At 59.9% G+C, this 25809-nt stretch carries 20 protein-coding genes; 10 read left to right on the top strand and 10 right to left on the bottom strand.

Going from position 1 to position 25809, the window contains the following annotated elements:
- Position 1: 1 nt before the first annotated feature.
- The 4 genes from doeA to GSQ93_RS36200 all read right to left on the bottom strand — a co-directional run bounded on the left by doeA (position 2) and on the right by GSQ93_RS36200 (position 4728).
- Positions 2–1231: an ectoine hydrolase DoeA gene (gene doeA, locus GSQ93_RS36215; RefSeq protein WP_254074238.1), complete on the bottom strand. Its 1230-nt coding sequence runs from the start codon at positions 1229–1231 to the stop codon at positions 2–4.
- Positions 1232–1249: 18 nt separating this feature from the next.
- Positions 1250–2242, bottom strand: a complete 993-nt coding sequence (locus tag GSQ93_RS36210; protein ID WP_158940924.1) for a cyclodeaminase — start codon at positions 2240–2242, stop codon at positions 1250–1252.
- Between the two features lies 1 nt (position 2243).
- Positions 2244–3209: a hydroxyectoine utilization dehydratase EutB gene (gene eutB / locus GSQ93_RS36205; RefSeq protein WP_158940922.1), complete on the bottom strand. Its 966-nt coding sequence runs from the start codon at positions 3207–3209 to the stop codon at positions 2244–2246.
- 109 nt (positions 3210–3318) lie between these two features.
- A complete protein-coding gene (locus GSQ93_RS36200; RefSeq protein WP_174254714.1) occupies positions 3319–4728 on the bottom strand; it encodes a PLP-dependent aminotransferase family protein in 1410 nt (469 codons plus the stop codon).
- Positions 4729–4939: 211 nt separating this feature from the next.
- Here GSQ93_RS36200 and ehuB point away from each other — a divergent pair, with 211 nt between their 5' ends.
- The 4 genes from ehuB (at position 4940) to ehuA (ending at position 8112) form a co-directional block, all read left to right on the top strand.
- Entirely contained in the window at positions 4940–5809 is an 870-nt protein-coding gene (gene ehuB, locus GSQ93_RS36195) for an ectoine/hydroxyectoine ABC transporter substrate-binding protein EhuB (protein WP_158940918.1), read from the top strand.
- An 83-nt stretch (positions 5810–5892) separates the two neighbouring features.
- Entirely contained in the window at positions 5893–6573 is a 681-nt protein-coding gene (ehuC, locus tag GSQ93_RS36190; protein WP_158940916.1) for an ectoine/hydroxyectoine ABC transporter permease subunit EhuC, read from the top strand.
- Positions 6570–7229, top strand: coding sequence for an ectoine/hydroxyectoine ABC transporter permease subunit EhuD (gene ehuD / locus GSQ93_RS36185; protein ID WP_158940914.1), 660 nt, complete (start codon positions 6570–6572; stop codon positions 7227–7229). The genes ehuC and ehuD overlap by 4 nt, the downstream gene beginning before the upstream one ends.
- A 58-nt stretch (positions 7230–7287) precedes the next feature.
- The gene (ehuA, locus tag GSQ93_RS36180; protein ID WP_254074237.1) at positions 7288–8112 is read left to right on the top strand and encodes an ectoine/hydroxyectoine ABC transporter ATP-binding protein EhuA; all 825 of its coding nucleotides are present in this window, start codon (positions 7288–7290) and stop codon (positions 8110–8112) included.
- Positions 8113–8182: 70 nt separating this feature from the next.
- Here ehuA and GSQ93_RS36175 read toward each other — a convergent pair whose 3' ends face one another.
- The 5 genes from GSQ93_RS36175 to GSQ93_RS36155 all read right to left on the bottom strand — a co-directional run bounded on the left by GSQ93_RS36175 (position 8183) and on the right by GSQ93_RS36155 (position 16190).
- Positions 8183–8956: a YkgJ family cysteine cluster protein gene (locus GSQ93_RS36175; protein ID WP_158940913.1), complete on the bottom strand. Its 774-nt coding sequence runs from the start codon at positions 8954–8956 to the stop codon at positions 8183–8185.
- Positions 8957–9317: 361 nt separating this feature from the next.
- Complete coding sequence (locus tag GSQ93_RS36170) at positions 9318–10823, bottom strand: efflux transporter outer membrane subunit (protein ID WP_158940911.1); 1506 nt, start codon at positions 10821–10823, stop codon at positions 9318–9320.
- A 5-nt stretch (positions 10824–10828) separates the two neighbouring features.
- Positions 10829–14023, bottom strand: a complete 3195-nt coding sequence (locus GSQ93_RS36165) for an efflux RND transporter permease subunit (RefSeq protein WP_158940909.1) — start codon at positions 14021–14023, stop codon at positions 10829–10831.
- An 86-nt stretch (positions 14024–14109) separates the two neighbouring features.
- A complete protein-coding gene (locus GSQ93_RS36160; protein ID WP_158940907.1) occupies positions 14110–15324 on the bottom strand; it encodes an efflux RND transporter periplasmic adaptor subunit in 1215 nt (404 codons plus the stop codon).
- 50 nt (positions 15325–15374) lie between these two features.
- Positions 15375–16190: an alpha/beta hydrolase gene (locus tag GSQ93_RS36155; RefSeq protein WP_158940904.1), complete on the bottom strand. Its 816-nt coding sequence runs from the start codon at positions 16188–16190 to the stop codon at positions 15375–15377.
- A gap of 192 nt (positions 16191–16382) precedes the next feature.
- Between GSQ93_RS36155 and GSQ93_RS36150 the strand changes: the two genes are divergently transcribed.
- Together GSQ93_RS36150 and GSQ93_RS36145 are read left to right on the top strand one after the other, a co-directional pair.
- The gene (locus GSQ93_RS36150) at positions 16383–17393 is read left to right on the top strand and encodes a LysR family transcriptional regulator (protein ID WP_158940902.1); all 1011 of its coding nucleotides are present in this window, start codon (positions 16383–16385) and stop codon (positions 17391–17393) included.
- 672 nt (positions 17394–18065) lie between these two features.
- A complete protein-coding gene (locus GSQ93_RS36145) occupies positions 18066–19196 on the top strand; it encodes an alpha/beta hydrolase (protein ID WP_158940900.1) in 1131 nt (376 codons plus the stop codon).
- Positions 19197–19272: 76 nt separating this feature from the next.
- Here the strand turns inward: GSQ93_RS36145 and GSQ93_RS36140 are convergent, their stop codons facing one another.
- Positions 19273–20160 carry a LysR family transcriptional regulator gene (locus GSQ93_RS36140; protein ID WP_158940899.1) on the bottom strand — a complete coding sequence of 296 codons (888 nt, stop codon included), beginning with the start codon at positions 20158–20160 and terminating at the stop codon, positions 19273–19275.
- A gap of 211 nt (positions 20161–20371) precedes the next feature.
- On the opposite strand from GSQ93_RS36140, the gene GSQ93_RS36135 reads away from it, so the two are divergent.
- From GSQ93_RS36135 to GSQ93_RS36120, 4 genes are all read left to right on the top strand, one after another.
- Positions 20372–21673, top strand: a complete 1302-nt coding sequence (locus GSQ93_RS36135; protein WP_158940897.1) for an MFS transporter — start codon at positions 20372–20374, stop codon at positions 21671–21673.
- Between the two features lie 36 nt (positions 21674–21709).
- Complete coding sequence (locus GSQ93_RS36130; RefSeq protein ID WP_158940895.1) at positions 21710–22909, top strand: M20 aminoacylase family protein; 1200 nt, start codon at positions 21710–21712, stop codon at positions 22907–22909.
- Between the two features lie 50 nt (positions 22910–22959).
- A complete protein-coding gene (locus GSQ93_RS36125) occupies positions 22960–24045 on the top strand; it encodes a branched-chain amino acid aminotransferase (protein WP_158940893.1) in 1086 nt (361 codons plus the stop codon).
- 95 nt (positions 24046–24140) lie between these two features.
- On the top strand, positions 24141–25313 hold the full coding sequence (locus GSQ93_RS36120; RefSeq protein WP_158940891.1) for a porin: 1173 nt from the start codon (positions 24141–24143) through the stop codon (positions 25311–25313).
- The last annotated feature ends 496 nt before the right edge of the window (positions 25314–25809 follow it).

Here is a 25809-nt window from a genome sequence, read left to right as displayed (position 1 = left end):
GCTACTCCTTCACGAACAATTGTCGAGGCGTGTTGCAGAACGTCTCTACGCCGGTGCCCGTAATCAGGATGCTCTCCGTGATTTCCAGGCCCCAGTCGTCGAGCCACAGCCCCGGCATGAAGTGAAACGTCATGCCGGGTTCGAGGACCGTCTTGTCCCCTGGGCGCAGGCTCATCGTGCGCTCGCCCCAGTCAGGCGGATAACTCGCGCCGATCGGATAACCACAGCGGCTGTCCTTCTCGATTCCGGATTTGCGCAGCACCGCAAAAAACGCATTGGCGATGTCTTCGCAAAGATTGCCCGGCTTCGCCGCCGCGAGTCCTGCTTCTATGCCTTCAACGATGGCCTTTTCTGCATCGATGAAATGTTGCGGCGGACGGCCGAGATAAACCGTGCGCGATTGCGGACAGTGATACCGCTTGAAGCAGCCGGCAATCTCGAAGAACGTTCCCGCGCCCGTCGTAAACTCGGAGTCATCCCAGGTCAGATGCGGCGCGGCAGCGTCAGAGCCGGTCGGCAACAAAGGAACAATCGCGGGATAGTCGCCGCCGTAGCCCTCCACACCGGTGATGCCTGCGGAATAGATCTCCGCGACAAGATCGCTCTTGCGCATCCCAGGCTCGACCCGTTCGAGGATACGTGCGTGCATCTTCTCGACAATCCGCGCGGCGACGCGCATGTACTCGATCTCGCGCGGCGACTTGACCGCTCGCTGCCAGTTGACCAAGGCAGTGGCGTCGATCCATGTTGCTTGCGGCAGATGGTGCGTCAATGATGCATACGCTGCCGCGCTGAAATAGTAGTTGTCCTTCTCCACGCCTATCCGGCATTTATCCCAGCCGCGCGCAGTGATCACTTCACGCGCCATATAATCCATAGGATGCCGAATTGGTGACTGTACGTAGTGATCGGGGTAGCCCACTATCTGGTCGTGATGCATGAAGACAGTGCGCTTCGCGCCGTTCGCGTCTTGTCCACGACCAAACCATACCGGCTCCCCTTCCATTGGCAAGAGGACGCACTGGTGCACATAGAACGACCAGCCGTCGTAGCCGGTGAGCCAGTTCATGTTGGTCGGATCGGAAACAATCAGAAGATCGATGCCGGCCTTTTGCATCGCTCGCCGCGTCTTGGCAATGCGTGCATCGAATTCGCTTTGCGCAAAATGCAGGCGTGCGGCGGGTGCCGTTGTGCGCCTTCCCTGCTCATGTGCTTGTACTTGTTGCGTCATGAATGACATCGTCCCCTCTCAGAGCGTCACGTCGTTGTTAAAGATAATTCCCGCGTTTTTCGCACGCGCGCGTTGCAGCGCCAATGCGGCAATTGCTGTGTCCTGTGCACCTGTTCCGGTCAGGTCGCAGACCGTGATGTCGTCGTCATGTACGCGCCCCTGGTGACTGCCCGCAATGACATGTCCCAACTCGGCAAAGGTGGCGTCCTTTGCAACCACGCCGGCTTCAATAGCGTGATGAAGCTCGCCGAGAATGCGCGTTTGCTGAAGACGGTCGCAGATATAGCGCCCGGCAGTCAGAACCCCTGACGCGAGCTCGTTCTTATGTTCGGCGTCGGATCCCATCGCGGTGATATGCAAGCCCGGGTGCAGGTCTTCAGCATGTATCAGCGGGCTTCGGCTTGGCGTGGTCGTGATGGCGATATCGGCGAGCGCAAGCGCTTCATGCACACTGGCGGCGACCTCGCAGCGAATGCCGTGCGTATCCTTCGCAAAGCTCCGCGCACGTTCCATGTCGCGTGCCCAGACAGTGACGTGGTCGATCTCGCGCACCAACCGTACTGCCTCCAACTGAAGCCGTGCCTGCTCGCCCGCCCCAATCACCGCCACGCGCCTTGCGTCCTTGCGCGCAAGCCAGCGCGCGGCGACAGCGCCCGCCGCCGCGGTGCGAACCGCGGTGAGATAACCGTTGTCGAGCAGCACAGCCTCAGTCAATCCGGTACGCGCCGACAGCACCAGCATGAGGCCATTGAGACTCGGCAAACCGAGCGCGGGATTGTTGAAGAAACCGGGACTGACCTTGATGGCGAAGCTATCGAAACGCGGCAGCCACGCGGTCTTTACATCGACTTCACCGGCGTGCTCGGGAAGATCGAGACGAAGGATTGGCGGCATGGCCACGGCTTCCGTCGCGAGTGAAAGAAACGCGGATTCAATCTGATCGATCGCAGCAAGATCGAGTGGCACGAGTGCCCGTAACTGCACTTCGCCGAGGAGTGTGATGGCGGACATGTCAAGCCTCCTGGATCAGCCGGCGATGCAGGCCGATATCGATATTCGCGCCGCTTATCACCAGTACGACCGGACCGGCCTTAAGCTCGATACGTCCGTCGAGCAGCGCCGCAATGCCCACCGCCGCCGCCCCTTCGACTACAAGCCGTTCCTCGCGATACGCATGCACGATGCCCCGCGCGATGGACGCTTCGTCCAGCAGCACGACGTTATCGGCGAGTTCTTGTGTCAGTGCGAAGGTATATTCGTTGTCCAGGCCGATACCGCCGCCCAGCGAATCAGCCAGCGTCTCGACTTCGTCAGCAAGCACCGGCCGCCCCGCCGCGAGACTCGCGTGCATCGCGGCGCCGCGTTCCATGCTTACGCCGATCATCGCGACGTCGGCGCAGATGCGCTTGGCCGCAAATGCGACGCCGCTAAACAAGCCGCCGCCCGACAGCGGCACGACAATGCTAGCGGTATCCGGCAACGCCTCCATGATCTCCAGACCGATAGTCGCCTGCCCCGCAATCACATTGAGGTTGTCGAAAGGCGGGACGAACGAGAAGCTTTCTTCACTGGCGAGACGCAACGCCTCCATCTGTGCTTCGTCCTGACTCTTACCCGCTATCACGACACTTGCGCCGAGTGCGTTGACGGCATCGACCTTGTTCTTCGGCACCAGCGCAGACATGCACACGGTCGCCTCCATGCCGAGCGCGCGCGCGGCATAAGCGACGGCGCGGCCATGATTTCCCGTCGATGCAGTGACCACTTTCGTGATGCCGCGCTCGGCGAGATTGACCAACGCGTTGGTCGCCCCGCGCAGCTTGAAGCTGCCGGTCGGCTGCGTGGTTTCGAGCTTCAGATAGACGTCTGTGCCGGCGATCCGCGACAGTGACGCCGACGCAAGCAACGGTGTGTGTGTCACACGCCCCTTAATGCGGCGACGCGCGCGATAGACATCGGCAAGCGAGAGAACAGGCATGAGTCGAATCGCAAAGGTGAAGTGGATGCGATCGAGTCTAATGTCCTAAAAAGCGGTTTTTAATGTCCTAGTTCAATCGATACAACAGCTTCCGAACGTGAATGAACGATCAACTGAAGTCGTGCACATGCGGGTACTGCTCGAACACTTCTCCAATGGTTTCAAGGGCGGTTTTGAAGGTGTGATCCGCCACTTCGGCACCCACGCATAGGCGCACCGCATTCGGCCTCTCGGCGCCACGCACGAGGAACGGATCAGGCGATGTCACCGCAATCTCCCGCTTGCGCAACTCGCGTGTGACACGGTCCACTTGCCAGTAATCGGGCACCTGCAACCAGGCCGACAACGCTTGCGGATGGCTCCCTATCAAATAGCGGCCGAGCACCTCGCGAACCATGGTCTGCCGGGTCCCCAAGCGCTCGCGCTGCACCTGGACCAGGTGTTGAGCGGTCCCGTCCATGATCCAGCGCGTGGCGACCTCGGCCATGGGCGACGTCGCCATCCAGCTGCTCACACGCAGCACGCTTTCAGCGCGCAGCGCTAGGCGCCGGGGCATGGTGAGATAGCCGATCCGCAAGCCGGTCAGCACCGACTTCGTCATGCTCGTGCAGTAGAACGACAGCTCTGGAATCAGGCTGGCAATAGGCGTCTGCGTCTTGGCCGGCAACGCGCCATAGACGTCGTCCTCGATCACGTACACACCGTAACGCTCGGCAATGCGCGCAATCGAGCGGCGTCGAGAATCCGGCATCAGGGCTACCGTGGGATTATTCAGCGTCGGAGTGCAGACCAGCGCGCTGATGCGCTCGCTGTCGCACATCTCTTCGAAATGTTCGGGACGTATGCCGTATTCGTCGATCTCAAGGCCCTTGAGCGTGAAGCCCAGCACGTTGGCTGAGCCAATCACGCCATGGTCGGTCAGGCTCTCACATAGGACCGTGTCGCCGGGGCCAACGAATGACGCCAGCGCGAGGAAGATGCCATGGGCGGCGCCGTTGGTGACCAGCAGCGTCTCGGGATTCGCCGGCATGCCGAGCGTGGCAAGCCACGCAGCGCCCGCCTGCCTATGATGCTCAAAACCGGCGATCGGCCGAAACGCCCGTATCCATGGTTGATCCTCGACGGTCGCGAGCGTCGCGCACACCTTGCGCCACATGGCGTCGTGCTCCGGGGTATGCACGATCCGCGCAATCGAAAAGTCGATGACCTCGCGCTCGGCGGTGTCGAGCATGTATTTCGACATGGTCTCGGTCACACGTGCCGCAACGAAGCTGCCTCGACCGACCTCGCAACGAATCAGCCCTTGCCGCTCCAGTTCCTTATACGCGTTCGTCACGGTCTGGACGCTTATCGCCAAATCCGCCGCGACCTCGCGCTGCGGCGGCAGGCGAGCGCCCGACGCAAGCGTGGCGCTTTCGATATCCGCTGCAATCGCTTTCACCAGACGTTTGTATTTCGACTCGACGCCATGCACCGTACGCACTGCGTCACGCCATCGCTCGTTCACGTTCGCCTCCATTCAGTAGCGCTCATAGTGGCGCAGAAGCAGCCGCAAAAATTATTGTCCTAGAGCAATTAGAACAAAAATATGGCTTTGTATGCTGCGTTCATGGCGGTGTAGCGCGACCTCGAAACGGGAATAAAACCAAGGGTTTGCGAGCATTTTTCGCCACTCGTGCCGCGCGGACGCGGCGCAATCAACCACGCTACGGAATCGGGAACGGATCGACATGAAACTCAAACGAGTGTCTGGAATGCTGGGGGCGCTGTCCACGCTGTGCATGACGGCAGCAGCGGCGGGGTTGGTGGCCCATGCTGCGGCAGCGAATGCTGAAACAACCTTGCAGCGCATTCAGCGCACCGGGGAAGTGCGCATTGGCTACGCGAACGAAAGCCCCTTTGCGTACACCACGCCGGACGGCACCGTCACGGGCGAGTCACCCGAGATAGCGAAGAAAGTGTTCGCCAAGCTCGGTGTCAAGAAAGTCGATGCCGTCCTGACCGAGTGGGGTTCGCTCATTCCTGGATTGCGCGCGGGCCGCTTCGACGTGATTGCGGCGGGCATGTACGTCACGCCTGAGCGCTGCAAGCAGGTTGCTTTTGCCAATCCTCAATACCAGATCCAGGACACCCTGCTGACCTTGAAAGGCAATCCCAAGAACCTGCAGAGTTATGCGGACGTCGCTAAAAACCCCGACACAAAACTCGCCGTCATGGCGGGCTCGGTTGAGTTGGGCTATGCACGGGACTCCGGCGTAAAGGACGGGCAATTGCTGCAAGTACCCGATACCACCGCGCAGTTGCAGGCAGTGCGTGCAAGCCGCGCCGACGCTGCCGCCGGCACCGCGCTGACCATGAAGGGCCTGGCCGAGAAGGCGGGTCCGACGGTCGAAGCCATCCCCAAGTTTACTGACGATCCCAAGCACACCGGTTACGGGGCGCTCGCGTTCCGTCCGGACGACACGGACCTGCGCGATGCCGTCAACCAGCAGTTGAAAGCGTGGCTCGGTACGCCGGATCATCTGAAGACGGTCGCACCTTTTGGTTTCGATAAAAGCAACCTGCCGGACAAGACCACCGCGCAACTCTGCGGCGGTTGATTGTCTTCGTCTTCATGTGACGAGCCGGCACGTGCCGGCTTTCAACTCGGCTCACCGCCTCAATGCCTTAAGCGAGGAATGCCATGGGCGACTTGCATGAACTCTTGCCCCTGTTGCTGAAGGGCACGCTCGTCACCGTCGAGATTGCGGTGTCCGGGATCTTGCTGGCCATTGTGATGGCCGGCTTGGCGACCGTACTGCGCTCATCGGCATGGCGCGTTTTGCGCTGGACCGCCAACGCGTATGTGGAAGTATTTCGCGGTACGTCGCTACTGGTACAGCTATTCTGGCTTTTCTTCGTGCTGCCGTTGCCGCCATTCAATCTGGAACTGACGCCGCTCACCGTTGCCATCGTCGGGCTGGGGCTGCATTACGGCGCCTATGGCTCCGAGATCCTGCGGGGTGCATTGCGTTCAGTGCCGGGTGGGCAATATGAGGCGGCGCTTGCGTTGAACATGCCCGCGTCGACAAGGATGCGGCGCATTGTCTTGCCGCAAGCCATGATCAACGCGTTGCCGCCCGCCACGAACCTGATGATCGAATTGTTGAAGGGAACCTCGCTGGTTTCGCTGATCACCCTCTCCGACCTCACCTTCCGCGCACGCCAGCTAGACGAAGCGACCTTCAAGACCGCTGAAATTTTTGCGCTGACGCTAGTGATCTATTTCGTCATGGCGCAGATTGTAGTTACCGTCATGCGACATTTCGAACGCCGCGTCAGTCACGGCATCAGTCTCAAATCCACGGAGAGGACGGCGAAATGAACTCCTTTTTCGACGTCAAGTATGCAGTGCATATTCTGCCCGAGTTGCTGCGTGCATCCATGTACACCATCGGTATCACGCTGGTGGGCTTTGCGATTGCACTGGTGCTGGGTCTTGCGCTGGCTATCTTGCGCCGCAGCGCCATTGCGCCGGTCGCACGGGTGACGGGATTCTTTGTCGAGTTCATTCGAAGCACGCCGTTGCTGATCCAGGTCTACGTGCTGTTCTATGTGGCGCCGCTCTACGGTCTCACGATGTCGGCGTTAACAGCGGGCACCATCGGCATCGCGGTGCATTATGCGTGTTACGTGTCCGAGGTTTATCGAGCGGGATTGAATGGCGTGGCGCGCGGACAGTGGGAAGCCGCCTGCGCATTGTCACTGTCTCCGTGGCGAACGTATAGCGGCGTCATTCTTCCGCAGGCGATCCGGCCGGTCATTCCAGCGCTCGGCAATTATCTGGTCGCCATGTTCAAGGACACGCCCGTGCTGTCCGCCATCACGGTGGTCGAACTGATGCAGCAGGCTAAAAATATCGGCTCGGAAACGTTCCGCTATCTCGAACCGATCACCATGACCGGCCTGTTCTTTTTATTGATCAGCGTGACGTTCGCCTCAGGCGTGCGTCACCTCGAACGTCGCGTGAGATTGCCATGACGCATGTTCTATTCGAACAACCGGCAGGGGCATGCTGATGGAACTCCAGGAGAAGCAGATGAAACGGGATCTCGACCCCGCACTCGGCGCAGACGCTGTCGCACCCAACGTCCAGCCGATGGTGCGCTTTGCCGGCGTCACGAAACGATACGGCTCGCTTACCGTGCTCGACGCGCTCGATCTGGAGGTCGCCCGTAACGAGAAGGTCGCGATCATCGGACCCAGCGGATCGGGCAAATCCACCTTGCTGCGCGTGCTGATGACACTCGATCCGCTCAGTGACGGTCTGATTGAAGTGGAAGGTGAGCCGCTTACGCACATGCGCCGCAATGGCGCGCTAGTGCCTGCCTCCGAGCGGCATGTCCGCGAAGTGCGCCGCAAGATCGGCATGGTGTTCCAGAGCTTCAACCTGTTCCCGCATATGACGGCGTTGCAGAACACCATCGAGGCGCCGCTGCGGGTGCTCGGCATGTCTAAGCGCGATGCGAACGAGCGTGGCCGGGAGCTGCTGTCCATGGTCGGGCTCGACGACAAGTGCAATCACTTTCCATCGCAGTTGTCAGGCGGCCAACAGCAGCGCGTGGCGATTGCGCGGGCACTGGCGATGCGGCCAAAAGTGATGCTGTTCGATGAAGTGACTTCCGCGCTCGATCCCGAGTTATGCGGCGAAGTGCTGAACGTGATTCGGAGGCTCGGCCGCGAGCACGATCTCACCATGTTGATGGTCACGCATCAGATGGGATTTGCGAAAGAGTTCGCGGACCGCGTGTGTTTCTTTTCACAAGGCAAGATCATTGAACAGGCGCCGCCGCAGCAGTTCTTCGGAGCACCGCAACATGAGCGTACGCAGCAGTTCCTGCGTGCTGTCCGGGAAGCGACCTAGCGTGTGCTCAGTAATAAGCTCGATGAACCCGGATCCATCCTGATCGATCGGCCCGGGCATCGATCGAGGATCACGCCGAGGCCGGAAAGAAGCCAAGGTAATCGAACGCGGGCGCGTCCGTCTTCACGTAATGGACACCCATTGCTCCGATGGACGTCAGCGTGTCCACGGTTTCGCGACGGTTCGACACGACCTTCCAGTGCACCACTTCCTCATCTGCATTACGGTTCTCGCGAGCACGTTTCAACGCGGCTATAGCGAGGTCTACCGGCGGCGAGTAAACCACCAGTCCCTCGTTCGCCAGCGCTGCCGCATCAATGTCCAGGTCGGCGCATGCGCGCGCTTTGGCTGGGGCGTCGCTAACGTCGGCCGAACGCGATTTCGCAATCAACGCAAACGTCTCGGGATCAACCACGCGGTGTGCGCTCATCAGGAGCGGCTTGTCCGAGCCCCACGCTTCCGGCGGACATTCCTTCTGCTCAGGCTTCAACTCGATGAACGGATTGATCTCCGCCGGATAGATCCGGCAGACAGTCGGGCGTTGCTCATACACGCCGCAACTCAGGTTCGCTTGCAAGTGCGGACACGCACCCTCGAACGATGCCGCCAGGACCACGACCACCCGCACGGGCAACTCACCGCTCGATGCGGCAAACGACCGGCGACGCTTATGCTGCGCCTGCAGGTTGTCGGCAGGCGGCTCATCGGGCCAAGGCACCGCTTCACACAGGAACTGGACATTGCCGCCGCGCTCAAGCCATACGAGCGCTTCGTCGACGCTCAAAGGCAGCTTGAGGTCGTGGCAGCATTTACCGCACATCGTGCATTCAAAGTTGATATCCATCGGGTGACGCTGCTCCTCGAAAGGCATCTGTAATTGTCGGCAAGCACCGTCGCGGTGTCGGATGATATAGCGCGACCTGTAGGCTAGTTCGACGATTTCAGGCAACAGGTTACATGCCCCCCGTTTTTCTTTGCACGAATCTTCTGCAACTGCGTAATGACAGGTCGTCGGATGGGTCGTCGTGCGCCTTTATAGATTGATGCGAGGCCTCGTGCCTCAAGCGCGACTTCGCTCGGGCAGATTCTATTCTCTTTAGCGGCGCAAAAAATTCTCGGGCAGGGAGAGCGGTGATTTCCGCCCGCCCCGCCCGATGACTGGTCGTTGAGTTTAAGCGCTAGCCTTAGCGCAAACTTAGCCTCAGTCAGCGCTGCGCAATGCTAGGTTCCAACGCGCTAGCCCCTGCGGAATCTCCCCACCCGCCACCCAATGCCCGGATCAGATTGACCGTTGCGACTGCCTGTACGCCCGACAATTGCACGGCGGCCCGCTGCGTCTGAAGTGCGGTGCGATCTGCATCGATTACATCGAGGTAGTTAACAGCACCTTCCGTGTACTGTGTCCTCGAAATTGTAGCGGCACGATTGGACGCGCTAACGGCTTGCGCTTCGGTGCGTGTCTGCTCCTCCAGGATGCGCAGATCCGACAAGTTGTTCTCGACCTCCTGGAACGCAACCAATACCTGCTGCCTGTAATTCGCCGCGTCTTCCTCAAACACGGCGCGAGCGTTTGCGAGGTTGCCCTTGCGCCGCCCTCCGTCGAAGACAGGCACCGCAAGCGCGGTTCCAGCCAACGGTCCAAGAAGGAAAGCGCGGCTCGACCATTTGAAAAGATCGCCTAGCGTGGCGGATTCAACCCCTGCCGCGCCCGTGAGGGACAACGACGGAAAGTAGGCGGACTTGGCCACGCCAATGCGTGCATTGGCCGCGGCCATTGCGCGTTCGGCGGCGGCAATGTCCGGCCGGCGTTCCAGCAGCGAAGAGGGCAAGCCCGGAGGAATGCGTATCTGCACCGGTGCCAGCGGGTTTGCTGCCATGGAGAACTGCGCCGGTGCCCGGCCCAGCAGAACCGCAAGGCTATGCTCGGAGGACGCGCGCAGCCGCTGCGCGGTCATGGCATCGGAACGAGCAGTGGCAAGTTCGGACTTCGCCCGGGCCACGTCGAGCTCGCTGGTGTCGCCTTCGTCAAAGCGATGCTGTGCCAACTCAAGCGTTTGTTCACGCAGCGCAACGGTACGCGTATAAACCTCCAGCTCCGAATCCAGCTCACGCAAGTTGAAGTAGTTCTGCGCCACGTCCGCTTGCAAAGCCAACTGCACTGAACGGAGCAACGCTTCGCTTTGCTCGGCATCCGCGCCGGCAGCCTTCACTGAATCGGAAACCCGGCCGAACAAATCGACTTCATAGGATGCCGTAGCCTGTGCGCGCCATAACGTCTGCGCCGGCACATTGACGCCATCCGGTTCAAGCTGCGACGCGGGAGAAACCTTCTCGCGCGTTGGCCCGAATCCCGCGTCAACTGATGGAAACAAACCAGAGCGGGCCGTTTGCTGAATGGCGCGTGATTCCTTCACGCGCGCCGCCGCAGCTTTCAGGTTCTGGTTGGCATCCAGCGCTTGTTGCTCGAGATCGTTCAGTGTGGCGTCATCAAAAATGATCCACCATTGGCCACGGGCAATCTGATCCGATGGTTGCGCGGTCTTCCACGTGCCGGCGTCTGCATGAGCAGACGTATCGGCTGGTGTTTCCTTGAACGCGGGCGGGGCGTTCACATCGGGCTTCTCATACACCGGCGCCAACGAGCATCCTGCCAGCGCGAGCAACAATGCCGACAGGCCCCAACCGCGTTTGCTTAGGTTAGCGTTTGACATTTTGGTTATGCCTCGATCGATGCGTCAATACCGCGCATATGCGGATGCAAGCCATGCTTGTCGACCACGTGTTCGTTGCCTGCGAGCTTGCGCAGCACTACATAGAACACGGGCGTGAGCAGCAACCCGAAGAGCGTTACGCCAAGCATGCCGAAGAACACGGCAATGCCCATGGCTTTACGCATCTCCGAACCGGCGCCTGACGAAATCACCAGCGGCACCACGCCCATGATGAAAGCGATAGACGTCATCAGGATAGGACGCAGGCGCAACCGGCTTGCCTCGATAGCCGCTTCAATAATGGACCGTCCCTGCATCTCCAGTTCGCGCGCAAACTCCACAATCAGAATTGCGTTCTTGGCAGACAGGCCGACCAGCACCATCAAGCCAATTTGCGTAAAGATATTGTTGTCGCCATGGGTCAGCCAGACACCCAGCAGTGCCGAGAAAATACTCATGGGCACAATCAGGATCACCGCCAGCGGCAAGGTCAGGCTTTCATACAGAGCAGCCAGTACCAGATACACGAGCAGCACGCTGATAGGGAAGACGACGAACGCCGCATTGCCTGCCAATTCCTCCTGGTACGTGAGATCGGTCCATTCGAACTTGAAGCCGCGTGGCAATGTCTCGGCTGCGATACGTGCGACGGCCGCCTGTGCCTGACCCGATGAATAGCCGGGTGCCGGCCCACCGTTGATATCGGCTGCGGTATAACCGTTGTAGCGCACGACCATCTCAGGGCCGAATGTAGGCGTCACCTTCACGAGCGAGGACAACGGCACCATTTCGCCGTTGGCGTTGCGCGTCTTGAGCAAGCCGATGGCATCAGTATTTGATCGGAATGGCGCATCTGCCTGCACGCGTACCTGGTACACCCGGCCGAACTTGTTGAAGTCATTCACATAGAACGAGCCAAGGTAGACCTGCATGGTGCTGAACACATCGGTTATTGATACCCCGAGTTGTTTCGCCTTGACCCGGTCGAGATCGACGTTCAGTTGCGGCACATTGATCTGATAGCTTGAGAATGAAGGTCCCAGTTCCGGCGTCTGTGCCGCGCGTTTGATGAACGCTTGCGTCGCGTCGTTCAACGCGGAATAGCCTAATGCCTGGCGATCTTCGATCTGCAGTTTGAAGCCGCCCAAGGTTCCGAGCCCCAGGACCGGCGGCGGCGGAAACACCGCTATAAACGCGCCTTTAATCGTCGAAAAGCGCTTGTTGAGTTCAGCCGCTACGCCGCCGGCGGTGACGGAGCTTGATTTGCGTTCATCGAACGGTGTCAGCCCGAAGAACACGACAGCAGCGCTCGACGAATTGGTAAATCCGTTGATCGACAAACCGGGAAACTGCACGGCGGAGATTGCGCCCGGAACGTTCTTGCTGATCTCGCCCATCTGACGCACAACGTCCTCGGTACGATCAAGCGAAGCGCCGTTAGGCAACTGGACAATGCCAATGAGATATTGCTTGTCCTGCGCCGGCACGAAACCGCCGGGAACAATTTTTTCCATCAGCACCGCGCCGCCCAGCAGGACCAGATAGACCCCCAAGATGGCTGCCTTGCGATTGACGAAAGTTGCCACGCCTTTGCTGTAGTTTTCAGAACCGCGATGGAACACCTTGTTGAAGAGCCGGAAGAACCCGCCGAATATGCGATCCATGCCGCGCGTGAGCCAGTCCTTCGGTTGATCGTGTCCCTTCAGCAACAGCGCTGCGAGCGCCGGCGACAACGTCAGCGAGTTGAACGCCGAGATCACCGTGGAGATGGCAATGGTCATTGCGAACTGCTTGTAGAACTGTCCCGTCAGGCCCGACATGAACGCCAGCGGCACGAACACGGCGACCAGCGTGAGTGCGATCGCGATGATCGGTCCGCTCACCTCCTGCATCGCCTGATAGGTCGCATCCCTCGCTGAAAGTCCGGACGAGATGTTTCGCTCTACGTTCTCCACCACCACAATGGCGTCGTCAACCACAATGCCGATCGCCAGCACCATGCCGAACAACGACAGCGCATTGATCGAGAAGCCGAACGCAAGCAGCAGCGAAAACGTCCCGATGATCGACACCGGTACGGCAAGCAAGGGAATAATTGACGCACGCCATGTCTGCAGGAACACAATCACCACCAGCACGACCAGCGCAATGGCTTCGATCAGCGTATGAATCACCGCGTCAATGCTTGAGCGCACGAACTGCGTGGGGTCATAAACGATCGAGTACTTGACGCCCGGCGGCATGTCGACTTGCATCTCCTTCATTGCTTCGCGGACCTGATCCGATATTTGCAGTGAATTCGCGCCCGGCTGTTGAAAGATCGTCAGGGCGACCGCGGACTTGTTATCAAGCAACGAACGCCGTGCATAGTCGGACGCGGCAAGCTCGACACGTGCTACATCGCGCAGATGGGTGACGGCGCCATCCGGAGATGTCTTCAGCACGATGTCCTGGAACTGGGCTTCGGTCTGCAGGCGTCCTTGCGTATTGATGTTCAATTGCAGCGGCACATTCGCCGAGGTCGGCGACGACCCGATCACGCCGGCGGCCACCTGGATGTTCTGCTCGCGGATCGCATTGACTATGTCAGTTGCAGTCATGCCTCGCTCAGCGACCTTCTGCGGATCAAGCCACACGCGCATTGAATAATCGCCTGAACCCCACAGGTCGACCTGCCCTACGCCTTGGATTCGTTCAAGCCGGTCCTTGACGTTGATCAGCGCATAGTTGCGCAGATATGTGGAATCGTAGCGGCCGTTGGGCGAGATCAGGTGAACGACCATGGTCAGCGTCGGCGAGGACTTGATGGTCGTCACGCCGAGCCGCTGCACGTCGTCAGGAAGACGCGGCAGCGCCTGCGAGACGCGGTTCTGCACCAACTGCTGCGCCTTGTCCGGGTCCATGCCCAGCTTGAACGTGACGGTCAATGTCAGCTTGCCGTCGCTGTTCGCTTGCGACTGCATGTACAGCATGTTCTCGACACCGTTGATCTGCTCTTCAAGCGGCGAGGCGACCGTCTCCGCAATGACCTTCGGGTTAGCGCCCGGGTACTGCGCATTCACGATCACCGAAGGCGGCACGACCTCCGGATACTCGGAGATCGGCAGGTTGAACATCGAGATCACGCCGGCCAGCAGAATGATTGTCGATAACACGCCCGCAAATATAGGGCGGTCGATAAAAAACTTGGAGATGTTCATGACGGTTTGCTTATCTGCTTTAGAAGCTGCATGAGAGGCTGTATGAGCGTTCAGGCGCGCCGGTGGGGCCGCCTTGAGCCCAAGCCCTAGGAAGCGTCCTTGGCCGGTGTAGCAGCGCCGGACATGACCACCACGTTCGGCTTGATAACGTCGTTCGGACGTACCCGCTGCAAGCCGTTGATGACAATCCGCTCACCCGGCTGGAGCCCCTTGGCGATCACGCGCAGGCCGTCGTTCTGCGTGCCCAGCGTCACCTCCCGGTACTCTGCGCGGTTGTCGTGATCCACGACCATCACGAACTTCTTGTCCTGATCGGTGCCAATCGCGGCGTCGTCGATCAGCACGGCAGGATGCGGCGCGCCTCCTCCCACCTTGATGCGCGCATAGAGACCGGGGACCAGCGCACCGTCGCCGTTGTCGAATCGCGCACGCACCCGGATCGTGCCCGAGCTGGTGTCGAGGCGGTTGTCCACCGAGTCGACCCGGCCTTCGCGCGAGTAGCCATCCTCGTTCGCCAGTCCAAGAGAAACCGGCACGCTTGCACGGGAGTCGTGGCTCAGGTACCGCAGATACGTTTGCTCATCGACATCGAACGATGCATAGATGGGCGAGACCGAAACGAGCGTGGTCAGCAACGGGGCGCTGGATCCTGTAGAGACGATGTTGCCCACGGTCATCTCGGCACGTGACACGCGGCCCGATACCGGCGCAGCAATGTTCGTGTATCCGAGGTTGATCTTCGCGGTTTCGAGCGCCGCTTGAGCCGCCTTCAAGTTCGCCTGCGCTTCACGCGCGGCGTTTTGCGCCTGATCGTAATCGCGCTTGGCGATGGCGTTATCCACCAGCAAGCGGTCCGCACGCGCGGCGTCGGTTGTGGCATAACCATTGCGCGCCTGAGCCGCGGCCAGTTGCGCTGACGCACGGTCCACTTCCGCAACATAGGGGCGCGGATCGATAGTGAAAAGCGGGTCGCCCTTCTTGACCAATGCGCCGTCCTTGAAATGCACCGCGACAATAGTGCCTGGCACGAGCGGCCGGATCTCCACCTTATCGATCGCCTCGAGCCGTCCGGAATAGCCCTGGTAATCCGTAACCGACCTGGCTACCACCGCAGCCACATCGACTTCCGTGGGCGGTGCGGCATTCGACGCGGCAACCGCCGAGTTGACCGGCGAATCGCCGTGACCATGAAACACCGTCAGTGCACCTGCCCCGGCCAGGACGAGCGTGGCGCCGAGCGCAGCGTATTTTCGATTGCCGTTTTTTCGATTGCCGTCTTTTCGATTGCGTTGCGTGGACATTTTTTTGCTCCGATTGAATCGCTATGAATTTTGTAGATCGCTATAAGCGCTTAGCGTCTTTGTGCTTTGGCGGGCAAGCGTTTCTGGAAGAACGCCACCACATCGGCTAGCGCCGCTGGATGCGTCCCCAACTCATGGTGAGAGGCGTTGCAATGCCGCGTGACTTCGGTAGGCACCCCCGCGGCAATCAGTTCGCCTGCATATTTCTCGGCTTCAACGTGCAGCAGATCGTGCTGCGCACTGGCGATCAGTGCCGGCGGCAAACCGGCCAGCCGGCGCGACTCAATCGGGGCCGCGTACGGATGCAGCCACTGCGATGCATTAGGCAAATACGCTCGATAACATTGCGCGCATTCGCTCGCGCCAAGATCAGGATCGACAATCTCGTCCTCGCTAGCCATGCGCGTCATGCTGGGATCAAGCAAAGGCGCGAGCAGCGCCTGCGCCGAAAACGCGAACTCGCCCCGGTCCCGTGCAACCGCGGCAAGACAGGTCGCCAGATTGCCGCCAGCATCGTGACCGGCCACTCCCATGCGCCTCGCATCCGCGCCTTGGGCGCGCGCATTGGCCACCGCCCATTGCGTGGCGCGGTAGCCATCTTCGAGCGCGGCAGGAAAGGGAAACCGGGGAGACAGCGAGTAACCCACCGACACCACCCACGCTTGCGTTTGCCGGGCAATCGTCGACGCGGCAATCTCGGCGTCGTCCGGCGAGCCGCGTACAAAACCACCGCCATGGAAATAAATAACGATCGGCAAAAGCACGCCTTTCGAAGCCGGGAGATAGCTGCGCACCTTGATAAGTTGCGCGTGACCCGTGATCGATACATCTTCGATGCTAAGCGTCTGATCGCTCGTCAATTGCATGTTTCGTGTGACGCGTTCTGCGCCATTCCGCCAAAGTTACGATGCATCGAATTGTGGACTTCAGCGCAATTCTGATAAATGGTTATAATCCAGAACACAATTCGTTCGCTCGGAACAATCGCGACCGGACCTGCCCATTTCTGCTTGAACAGTGTGCTGCCGCGTGCGGCGAAGCGTTGAAGGTGAGACAACATGGACCGGCTACAGGCAATGCAGGTATTCACGAAGATCGTGGAGATGAACAGCTTTTCCCGTGCGGCAGATGCGCTGGGCCTGCCGCACGCCTCCACCACCACGATCCTCAAGAACCTGGAGGCGCACCTGCGTGTACGCCTCCTGCAACGCACGACAAGGCGGTTGAACCTGACTCCGGAAGGCGCGCAATATTACGAACGTTGTCTGCGCATCCTGGCTGAGATAGATGAAACTGAGGATTCCCTATCAAATACCGGAAAGGGTCCGCGCGGAAAACTTCGCATCGACATGCCGGGGTCTATCGGCAGGTTGATCGTGATGCCCCGGCTGCTCGAGTTCCGCGAACGCTATCCCGACATCGACCTCATGGTCGGCTTCGGAGACAAGCCCGTGGACCTGGTGCAGGACGGCGTGGATTGTGCGATTCGCGTGGGCGAGCTGGAGGATTCAAGTCTGGTCGCTCGACGCCTGGGCGAGCTTCAGACGCTGACTGCCGCGAGCCCCGCTTATATAGAACGCCATGGCGAGCCAACGAGTCTGGACGACCTGCGGCAACACTTGGCCGTGCAGTATTTTTCAAACAGGACGGGTCGTATCAAGGACATGAACTTTACTGTCGACAAGGCAACGACCGCGGTCAAGATGCGAGGGGCGCTAGCCGTGAACGACGCCGAAGCCTACGTGATGTGCGGCGTTGACGGTGCCGGGATTGTTCAGGCGCCCCAGTTCATGCTGCTGCCGCACTTACGTTCCGGCAAGCTGGTCGAGGTGCTGCCGCAGTGGAAACCGCGTCCGATGCCTATTGCGGCGGTGTATCCGCACAATCGCCACCTGGCGCCCAAGGTCCGCGTGTTTGTTGACTGGATCGCGATGATCTTTGAAAAATGTCCGTTGATGTCCAGCAATACAGACCTTCAAGGCCGTTGCCTGATTAACGGAACAGACATCGAGTCGACCGTGTACAGCACGGCTCGCACGCCTGCTGAACCTGCGCAAGCCTACGCGTGATAGCCCGGGTCGAGCTTGGTTAAACTTTTAGCTTGGCTTGCCCAATTCGCCTCAATTCTTCGTGGCTGCGTTTGCATGCTCTCCGCTAGCGAGTCCTGCTTCTTAGCGTTCCAACATGCGAGATTATTCGCCTATCCACAAATATCTATTCGCTCCAAACGTATTTATCTATTGCCAATGTTTGAATAACTTAAGAACCATTCACCCGTGGGGGAAAGTCCTCCTCCTGCCTCCACGGTCAGCCCCGGATTTACCCAAGAGATCCGGGGCTTTTTTATCCGGTGACGGTCGAGGCGCTGGACGGGTTCATCTACAGCCGCGCGCAGCACATCGGCTACATCCGACTATTCAATCGCGCCGCGGACATCCTGTGCAGGGACAATGAGCAGCAGGCAGCATCACGCGCTTACCTGGATGACGCCGTTCAGCAACCCCCGCTCTTTGCGGGCAAACGCGGTTGCAGCCTACGCCGTCGCCCCCGCCATCCGGGTGTGACGCGCGGCCGATCGCGGCGCGCGTAACAAACGGTAAATCGAAGTGGAAGCTCCAGGCGCAGCGTCCGGTCAACGCGACCGTCTGTCGCATCGTTTCCTGATAGGCAAGATCAACAGAAGACGCACGGTGGTATCGGGCGTCCAACGCCCATCAACGACGATGTGAAGGAGGTCAAGCTTGCATCCGCAAAGAGGTCCAGCCTACGCACTTTCCCTGATGCTGGTCGCGATGTCGGCATCGGCGGTTCAACCCGATACGCCAGACGCAGCGCCCGCATTGTCTGCTTCATCCACTACAGCTGCACCGGTCATGCGCGAGCGCGATGTCGTGCATACCCCAGTGCCGAAGGTGCAGCCCGAACGGCTGGAGCTCGTCACGCAGTCGGGTCCTGTCGAGGTACCGATCGCGGTATCGCGCAACTGGACCCAGCCGCAGCCCGACGTGACACGCGTGGTCGTGGTGATACCGGGGTGGCCCCGCCGCGACCTCACCTCGGGCGAGTATGCGGCCAGAGTCGCGGGACCCGCCGCACGCGGCGCGATGCTGATTACGCCGCAATTCCTGACCGCGAAGGATATCGCCGCGCATCACCTGCCGGACAACATGCTCCGGTGGCGTGAAGACGACTGGCCGCGTGCCCGGCTTTCCACGGGCCCGGTCGCGCTCAGTTCATTCGAAATAGTTGACGAGATTTTCAGACGCCTCGCCAACCGGGCGATCTTCCCCAACCTGAACACGATCGTGCTGGCCGGGCATTCTGCGGGCGGACAGTACGTGCAACGCTACGCGGCGCTCGGGCGGGGCGAGGTTGATCTCGGCGGCGCGCCGATCCATATCCGCTATGTGGTCACCAACCCGGCCACTTACCTCTATCTGACAGACGACCGGCCCGATGGCAACGGTACGTTCGCGCCGTTCGATGCGAAGCGGTGCCCCACGTTCGACCGCTGGAACTACGGGCTGCGCACGGGCGTGCCGCCTTACGCGGGGGCGCCGGTCACGGCCAATGCAGTAAAAGCCCGCTATCTGCAGCGCGACGTCGTGTATCTGCTGGGCACCGCCGACAACTCGCCCGACGAGGACGCCGTCGGACACAATTGCGAGGCCGATGCGCAAGGGATCACGCGCTACGCCCGTGGACTCGCGTACGACGCGTATATTCATATGCTCGATCCGCAAACGCGCCAGCATGCGCTTGAGGCGCCGGGCATCGCCCACTCGAGCGGCCGGATGTATGCGTCCGCGTGCGGACTGACCGCGCTGTTCGACAAGCCGGGCTGTGGAGAATCGGTTTCGCAACAGCCGTGAGAAGATAGTCGACCATACGTCACGACTCGGACGCCGCGAGGCTGCCGAGTACCTTCGCCTTGAAAGACATAGCCGATCACGTATGGCTGGATGCTATCTGATGAAGACACGTCAGGAAGAGCTGCACGGCTCTGGTAGGCGCAATGTCGCTCCGCGTAATCGCCATCCCGGTTGCCTTGGGAAACTTTTCAGCAAGCTCCAGCCGCACGATACCTAAGGGCGCCAAGATCGGATCGACGGTTGCGTCGATGATGAATGCGATCGAGTCGCCATTCAACATGAGTGAGAGTGCCGCAGTAAACGACTGACTACGGACGATGCGCCCGGGCGGGTCCACGCCCTGCTCTGTGAAGAACGTGTCGAACGAGTTCAACGAGTTCTTCGGATAGATCCATTGCGCGCCCAGCGTGTCGGCTAGCGAGACCGCCCGCGCGTGGGGGCTATGTCTGGACGCACAGGCCACGATGTCCGACGAAAGAAAGCGGATGCTGTTGAACTCCACACCCACCCAGTCGGCCACCGTATGAACAAGCAGCAGGTCGGCTGACCCATCCCGAAGCAGATCCAGCGCGTGCGGCATGGCCGCATCCATCACGTGCACCTTGGTGAGCGGCGACACGTCCTGGAGCATCTTGAGGGCGGTCGGCAACACGGTCAGCGACATGGCCGAACTGACTGCGATCACGATCCGCGATTCCATCCCTTGCGCGATCGCAAGCAGATCCTCGCGCGTGCGCCGCATCTCTTCGATCATCGACGTGGCGTGCCGGCGAAATACCTGGCCGCACTCCGTGAGCGTAATTCCCTGAGCGTGTCTGACGATCAATTCCACGGAGAGCTGCCGCTCGAGTTCGCGTATCGACTTGGTGACGGCGGGCTGGGAAACGTTGAGTCGTTTGGCCGCCGCCCGCAAGGACAGTACGTCGGCAACGGTCAGAAATACGCGAAGTTGGGTCGGCGTCATTCTCGGGAACGGCTCCTGACTAAAGGAAAAATCGTGCAGCGCGACACGCGAAAAGGCCCTTGCAGTATAGACGACGGGGATAGCGCCGACCCCTCTAACAAAATGTTATCGCTGCGATTTTTGGGTTGTCTGTGCGGCTCGAAATGAGCGTCCTATTATCTGCACCAACCCCGCTGGACCACGATCCATCACAGAGTCACAGGAGCCAATCATGAGTACAACGGAAGTCTACGGACGTGCGCGAACGCCCGGCGGTTCGTCTCGCACGCTCGACATGAAGCTGGTCGCCGCCACAGTCGCGGGAAACACGCTCGAGATCTACGACTTCGTTGTCTACGCGTTCTTTTCCGTCTATATCGGCAAAGCGTTTTTCCCGGCGACAGACCCTTCCACGAGCTTGCTGCTATCCGTAGGCGTGTTCGGTGTGGGATTTATCGCCAGGCCGCTCGGCGCGTATTTCATTGGCCGGTTAGCGGACCGCGCAGGAAGACGGCTCGCGCTGCTGCTCACCATTTTCATGATCACGATCGGCACCATGGGACTCGCTTTCACGCCGTCGTATGCGTCGATCGGTATTGCAGCGCCGCTTATTGTCGTGGCTTGCCGATTAATTCAAGGATTTGCGCTGGGCGGAGAGGTCGGTCCGTCGACGTCATTTCTTGTCGAGATTGCGCCGGACAACACGCGCGGCTGGTGGGGCAGCTGGCAACTCGCCAGTCAGGGTCTCGCGATCGTCATCGCGGGCCTGGCAGGGCTGATCACGACTCATACGCTAAGCGCGCCGCAGATGCAGGCATGGGGCTGGCGAATTCCATTAACGTTAGGAATTCTAATGGTTCCCGTGGCGATCTATTTGCGCAGGTCGATGCCGGAGACTCTGGAAGAAGAGACACAGACCACGGGAGGCGACGCATCGCCAACGCTTGGTAAGCATCATCGCACCATCCTGCTCGGCGTTCTGCTGATCCTGGCGCCCACGGTATTCACCTACCTGGGCACCTACATGACGACCTATGCAATTTCGGTCATGAAGATGGACCCGGCCACGTCGATGTGGGCGACCCTCGCATTGGGCCTCTCGACCTTCGTGTTCTCGTTGCTCGGTGGCTGGCTAAGCGACCGGCACGGGCGCAAGCCCGTGATGTTCTGGCCGCGCCTTGCGATCGCACTGCTCTGCGTCCCGCTGTTCGCGATGCTGCAGGTTTATCCCAATGCGGTCGCACTGATCTTCGCAACCACTGTGATAGCCGGGTTGACTGCGTTGAGCGGATCGGCATCGCTGGTGGCGATTCCGGAAATGCTGCCGGCACGCATTCGCGCTGCAGGCATGTCGATTTCCTATGCGCTGACCGTAAGCATCTTTGGCGGCACGACGCAGTTCGTTGCGACCTGGCTTCTCAAGGCAACGGGAAATGCGCTCTCGCCGGCGTGGTACGTCGGCGCATTGGGAATTGTCAGCGCGCTCGCTGTGCTGTCGTTCAAGGAAACCGCGCCAGGCCATCTCCCATCCTGATTTCCGTTCCATCGCATAGGCCTAAAAAAAGCAATCATGAAACTCATTCCCTTCATCGTTGAGAACGCCCCGCAGATCGCAAAGTTTCGACACGATATTCACGCGCACCCGGAACTCGCATTCGAGGAGCATCGAACCGCCGGGATCATTGCGGACATGCTCGAAGGCTGGGATATCGAAGTGCAGCGCAATGTCGGCAAGACCGGTCTCGTTGGCATCCTACATGGACGCGATGGCGGCGCGAACGGCAAGGCGATCGGTCTGCGCGCGGACATGGATGCGCTTGCGATGCCGGAGCAGAACGAATTCGCGCATGCCAGCACCGAGAAGACGAAGATGCACGGCTGTGGTCACGACGGACATTCGGCGATGCTGCTGTCGGCCGCGCAGTATCTGGCGAGTCATCGCAATTTCGACGGCACCGTGTATTTCATCTTCCAGCCGGCGGAGGAAGTTGGGCTGGGCGCGCTGGCCATGATCGAGGATGGCCTGTTCACGCGCTATCCGATGGAGTCGGTCTATGGCATGCACAACTGGCCCGGACTTCGCGCAGGATCGTTTTCGGTCACCCCCGGCCCCATGATGGCCTCGGCCAGCATCTTCGACATCGCGATTCAGGGCAAAGGCGGGCATGCGGCGATGCCGCACCTCGCGATCGACCCAATACCGATCGCCGCTCAGATCGTCCTTGCTTTTCAGCAGATCATCAGCCGCGGTATCCGGCCGCTGGATTCCGCAGTGATATCGGTGACGTCGGTGAAGTCCGGTCAGGCATTCAACGTCATTCCGCAAGATTGTCATCTGAGGGGTACGGTCCGCACGTTCAGCGATGCGACGCTCGGCTACATCCAGGAAAAGATGGAGCGTATTGCCGAGCGGATCGCGAGCGGTTTCGATGCCACTATCGACTTCAATTTCAAGTGTCTTTTGCCGCCGACCGTGAACGATCCGGAGGAAACCGCGCTCGTCGAGGAAGTGCTCGCCGATCTGGTCGGCGCAGACAACGTCACACGACAGGAGCCCACGATGGGCGGAGAAGACTTTGCCTTCATGCTGCGCGAAAAGCCCGGCGTGTTCTGCTTCATCTCGAATGGAGAAGGCAATCACCGCAGTCCGCAGGCTGGTCTCGGGCCATGCGAGTTGCACAACTCGAGCTACGACTTCAATGACGAACTCATTCCCGTGGGTGCCAGCTACTTCGCGAAGCTGGTGGCACGCAAGCTCGGTTCGACGTAAGTGAAGTGAATTTCGCGCATCAATTTCAAGTTGAATGGATGGCAGTGCATATGAAACGAATTTCCGGGTTCACCGTGCAGTCATCAGCGGATTCTTCCGCTGATGCTGCGTCGCGACTGACGGACAACCCTGCGTTTGGACGCGTGTTCACCACACACATGGCGTCCGCGCGATTCACGGGAGACGCGTGGGTCGATTGCGAAATCGTGCCGACAGCGCCGGTCTCAATTCACCCGTCGACCATGGCCTTGCACTACGCGCAGGAGATTTTCGAAGGTCTCAAGGTGTACCGGCTACCTGACGGTGGCGCCGCCCTGTTCCGGCCGGACGCGAACGCGAGGCGATTCAGGCGTTCCGCGCAACGCCTTGCGATGCCTGAACTTCCTGAGAGCCTGTTTCTGGATTCCGTGCGCAAGCTGGGCTCGATCGACAAAGCATGGATTCCGGGCACGCCGGGTGGCGCACTCTATTTGCGTCCTTTCATGTTCGCAAGCGAAGCAGCCCTTGGCGTGAAGCCGGCCATGGAATACCGGTACTTCGTGCTGGCTTGCCCTGTCGGCGACTACTTTCATGGTAAGAGCGCGGGCGTGTCGCTGTGGGTGAGCGAGTCGCTTTCGCGCGCGGGCCCGGGAGGTACGGGCGATGCCAAGTGCGGCGGAAACTATGCGTCGAGTCTGGCAGCCCAGGCCGAAGCGACTGCGAACGGATGCGATCAGGTCGTATTCCTAGATGCGGTCGAGCGTCGCTGGGTCGAAGAACTGGGCGGCATGAACGTGTTCTTCGTCTTCAAGAACGGATTGATTCAGACACCCCCGCTCACCGGCACTATCTTGCCCGGCATTACGCGTGATTCGCTGATCACGCTCGCGCGAGATCAAGGCTACGAGGTCCGGGAAGCGCCCTACAGCATCGATCAATGGCAAGCCGATGCACGAAGCGGCCTGCTTGCGGAAGCGTTCGCGTGTGGCACCGCTGCCGTGGTAACTCCAATCGTTGAAGTAACGCGCGCCTCAGAGAAATTCCAGATCGGCGACCGGTTGCCGGGCACGCTCACGCAGCGTTTGAAGAAGGCACTGACCGACATCCAGTACGGGAAGGCCAAGGACAAATTCGGCTGGCTCGAACGAATCAGCTAAAGACCCATTGAACGCGCCTGAAGGTCTCCCTGAAGACCGCGGCGTTGCGTTTTTTTTGGCAAAACAAACACTCACTATTGGACTGGAGATCGACAATGAAAAAGACTTACCTTGCACTGACGGCAATGGGCGCGTTCAGTGTGGCGCACGCTCAAAGCAGCGTTACCCTGTATGGGATCATCGACGAAGGCATCAACTACACGTCGAACTCGGGCGGCCACACGCTCTATAACCTGTCGTCCGGCGTGCTGCAGGGCAGCCGCTTCGGCCTGCGCGGCGCCGAAGACCTCGGCGGTGGACTGAAAGCGATCTTCGCGCTGGAAAACGGTTTCGACGTGAACACGGGCAAGCTGGGACAAGGCGGACTGATGTTCGGCCGTCAGGCGTATGTCGGCGTTTCGAGCTCGCGATTCGGCTCGATCACGCTGGGTCGCCAGTATGACTCTGTTGTCGACTACGTCGGTCCGCTGGAAGCCGGCGATCAATGGGGCGGCTACATCGCGGCGCATACGGGGGACATCGACAACTTCAACAACTCCTATCGCACCAATAACACGGTCAAGTACACAAGCGCCAACTACAACGGCCTGACTTTCGGCGGCACGTATAGCCTCGGCGGCGTTGCCGGAGACTTCTCTGCGAACCAGATCTGGTCGTTCGGCGCGGGCTACAACAACGGTCCGCTGGTGCTCGGCGCGGGTTACCTGAATGCACGCACGCCGTCGAACGCAGGTGGCTTGTTCGGCAACAACACGTCGTCGTCGACGGCCTCGGCCGTCACGACGCCGGTCTACTCCGGCTACGTGTCGGCCAATTCGTACCAGGTGATAGGGGCGGCCGGCGCGTACACGTTCGGCGCGGCCACGATCGGCGCGACCTATTCGAACGTCAAGTTCATGAATCTCGGTGCGAATGGCGCGTCTGCGTTCCAGCGCGGCGACACGGCGACGTTTAACAACGTCGAAGCCAATTTCAAGTATCAGCTGACGCCGGCGCTGCTGCTGGGCGTGGCATTCGACTACACGAAGGGCGGCTCGGTCACGCAAGCGAACGGGGCGACTGACGCCGGTGCCAAGTACTACCAGGCCGCACTCGGCGCCGACTACTTCCTGTCCAAGCGCACTGACCTCTACCTCGTCGGCGTCTATCAGAAGGCTTCCGGAACGGACTCCAAAGGTGAAAACGCGGTAGCTGCCATCAGCAATCTGACGCCTTCGCTGAGCGATCGGCAGACGGCCGTGCGCATCGCCATCCGCCACAAGTTCTGATACGTCTTCGTCACTTATCCGGTTTGCCAATGGCTATGTCCCTGCGTTCACGCATCGTCCTGATTTCTTCGCTCGCGGCGGCACGGAATTGTTTCTTTCCGTCGAGCGGTTGACGGACAAGCCGCTGCCCGTCGATGTATCGGGAAGTTGCGAGGTAGCGGTTCAGAACGCTGCCTTCGGCTTCCGACCGATATATGTGTTCGGCCGTCAGCGAGACGACAGCAAGGTATGGACGTCAGCGCAGTTTATTACGTTTGACTGAATCGGTTAAAAGCTATTTTGAAGACAACAACTGCCCTAAAGAGGCAGCCTTCAATTAACACTTTTGGCTATTGAAGGTCCGATAGCCAAACGGGTCATCCTGCTAGCCATTGGCTTTGACCGCAACGGTGACCACATCATCTGAACGCCACCGCGCGGACGCCGACGTCAGGGTAAACACAGGTTTGCGTATGTCAAAAGCCTCATACAATGACAAATATTAGCTAATAGCAAA

Origin of the sequence: Burkholderia sp. S171, assembly GCF_009766085.1 — a bacterium.
GTDB lineage: Bacteria > Pseudomonadota > Gammaproteobacteria > Burkholderiales > Burkholderiaceae > Caballeronia.
The sequence above is the reverse complement of the archived record's forward strand: the minus strand, read 5'-3'. Positions and strand labels throughout refer to the sequence as shown.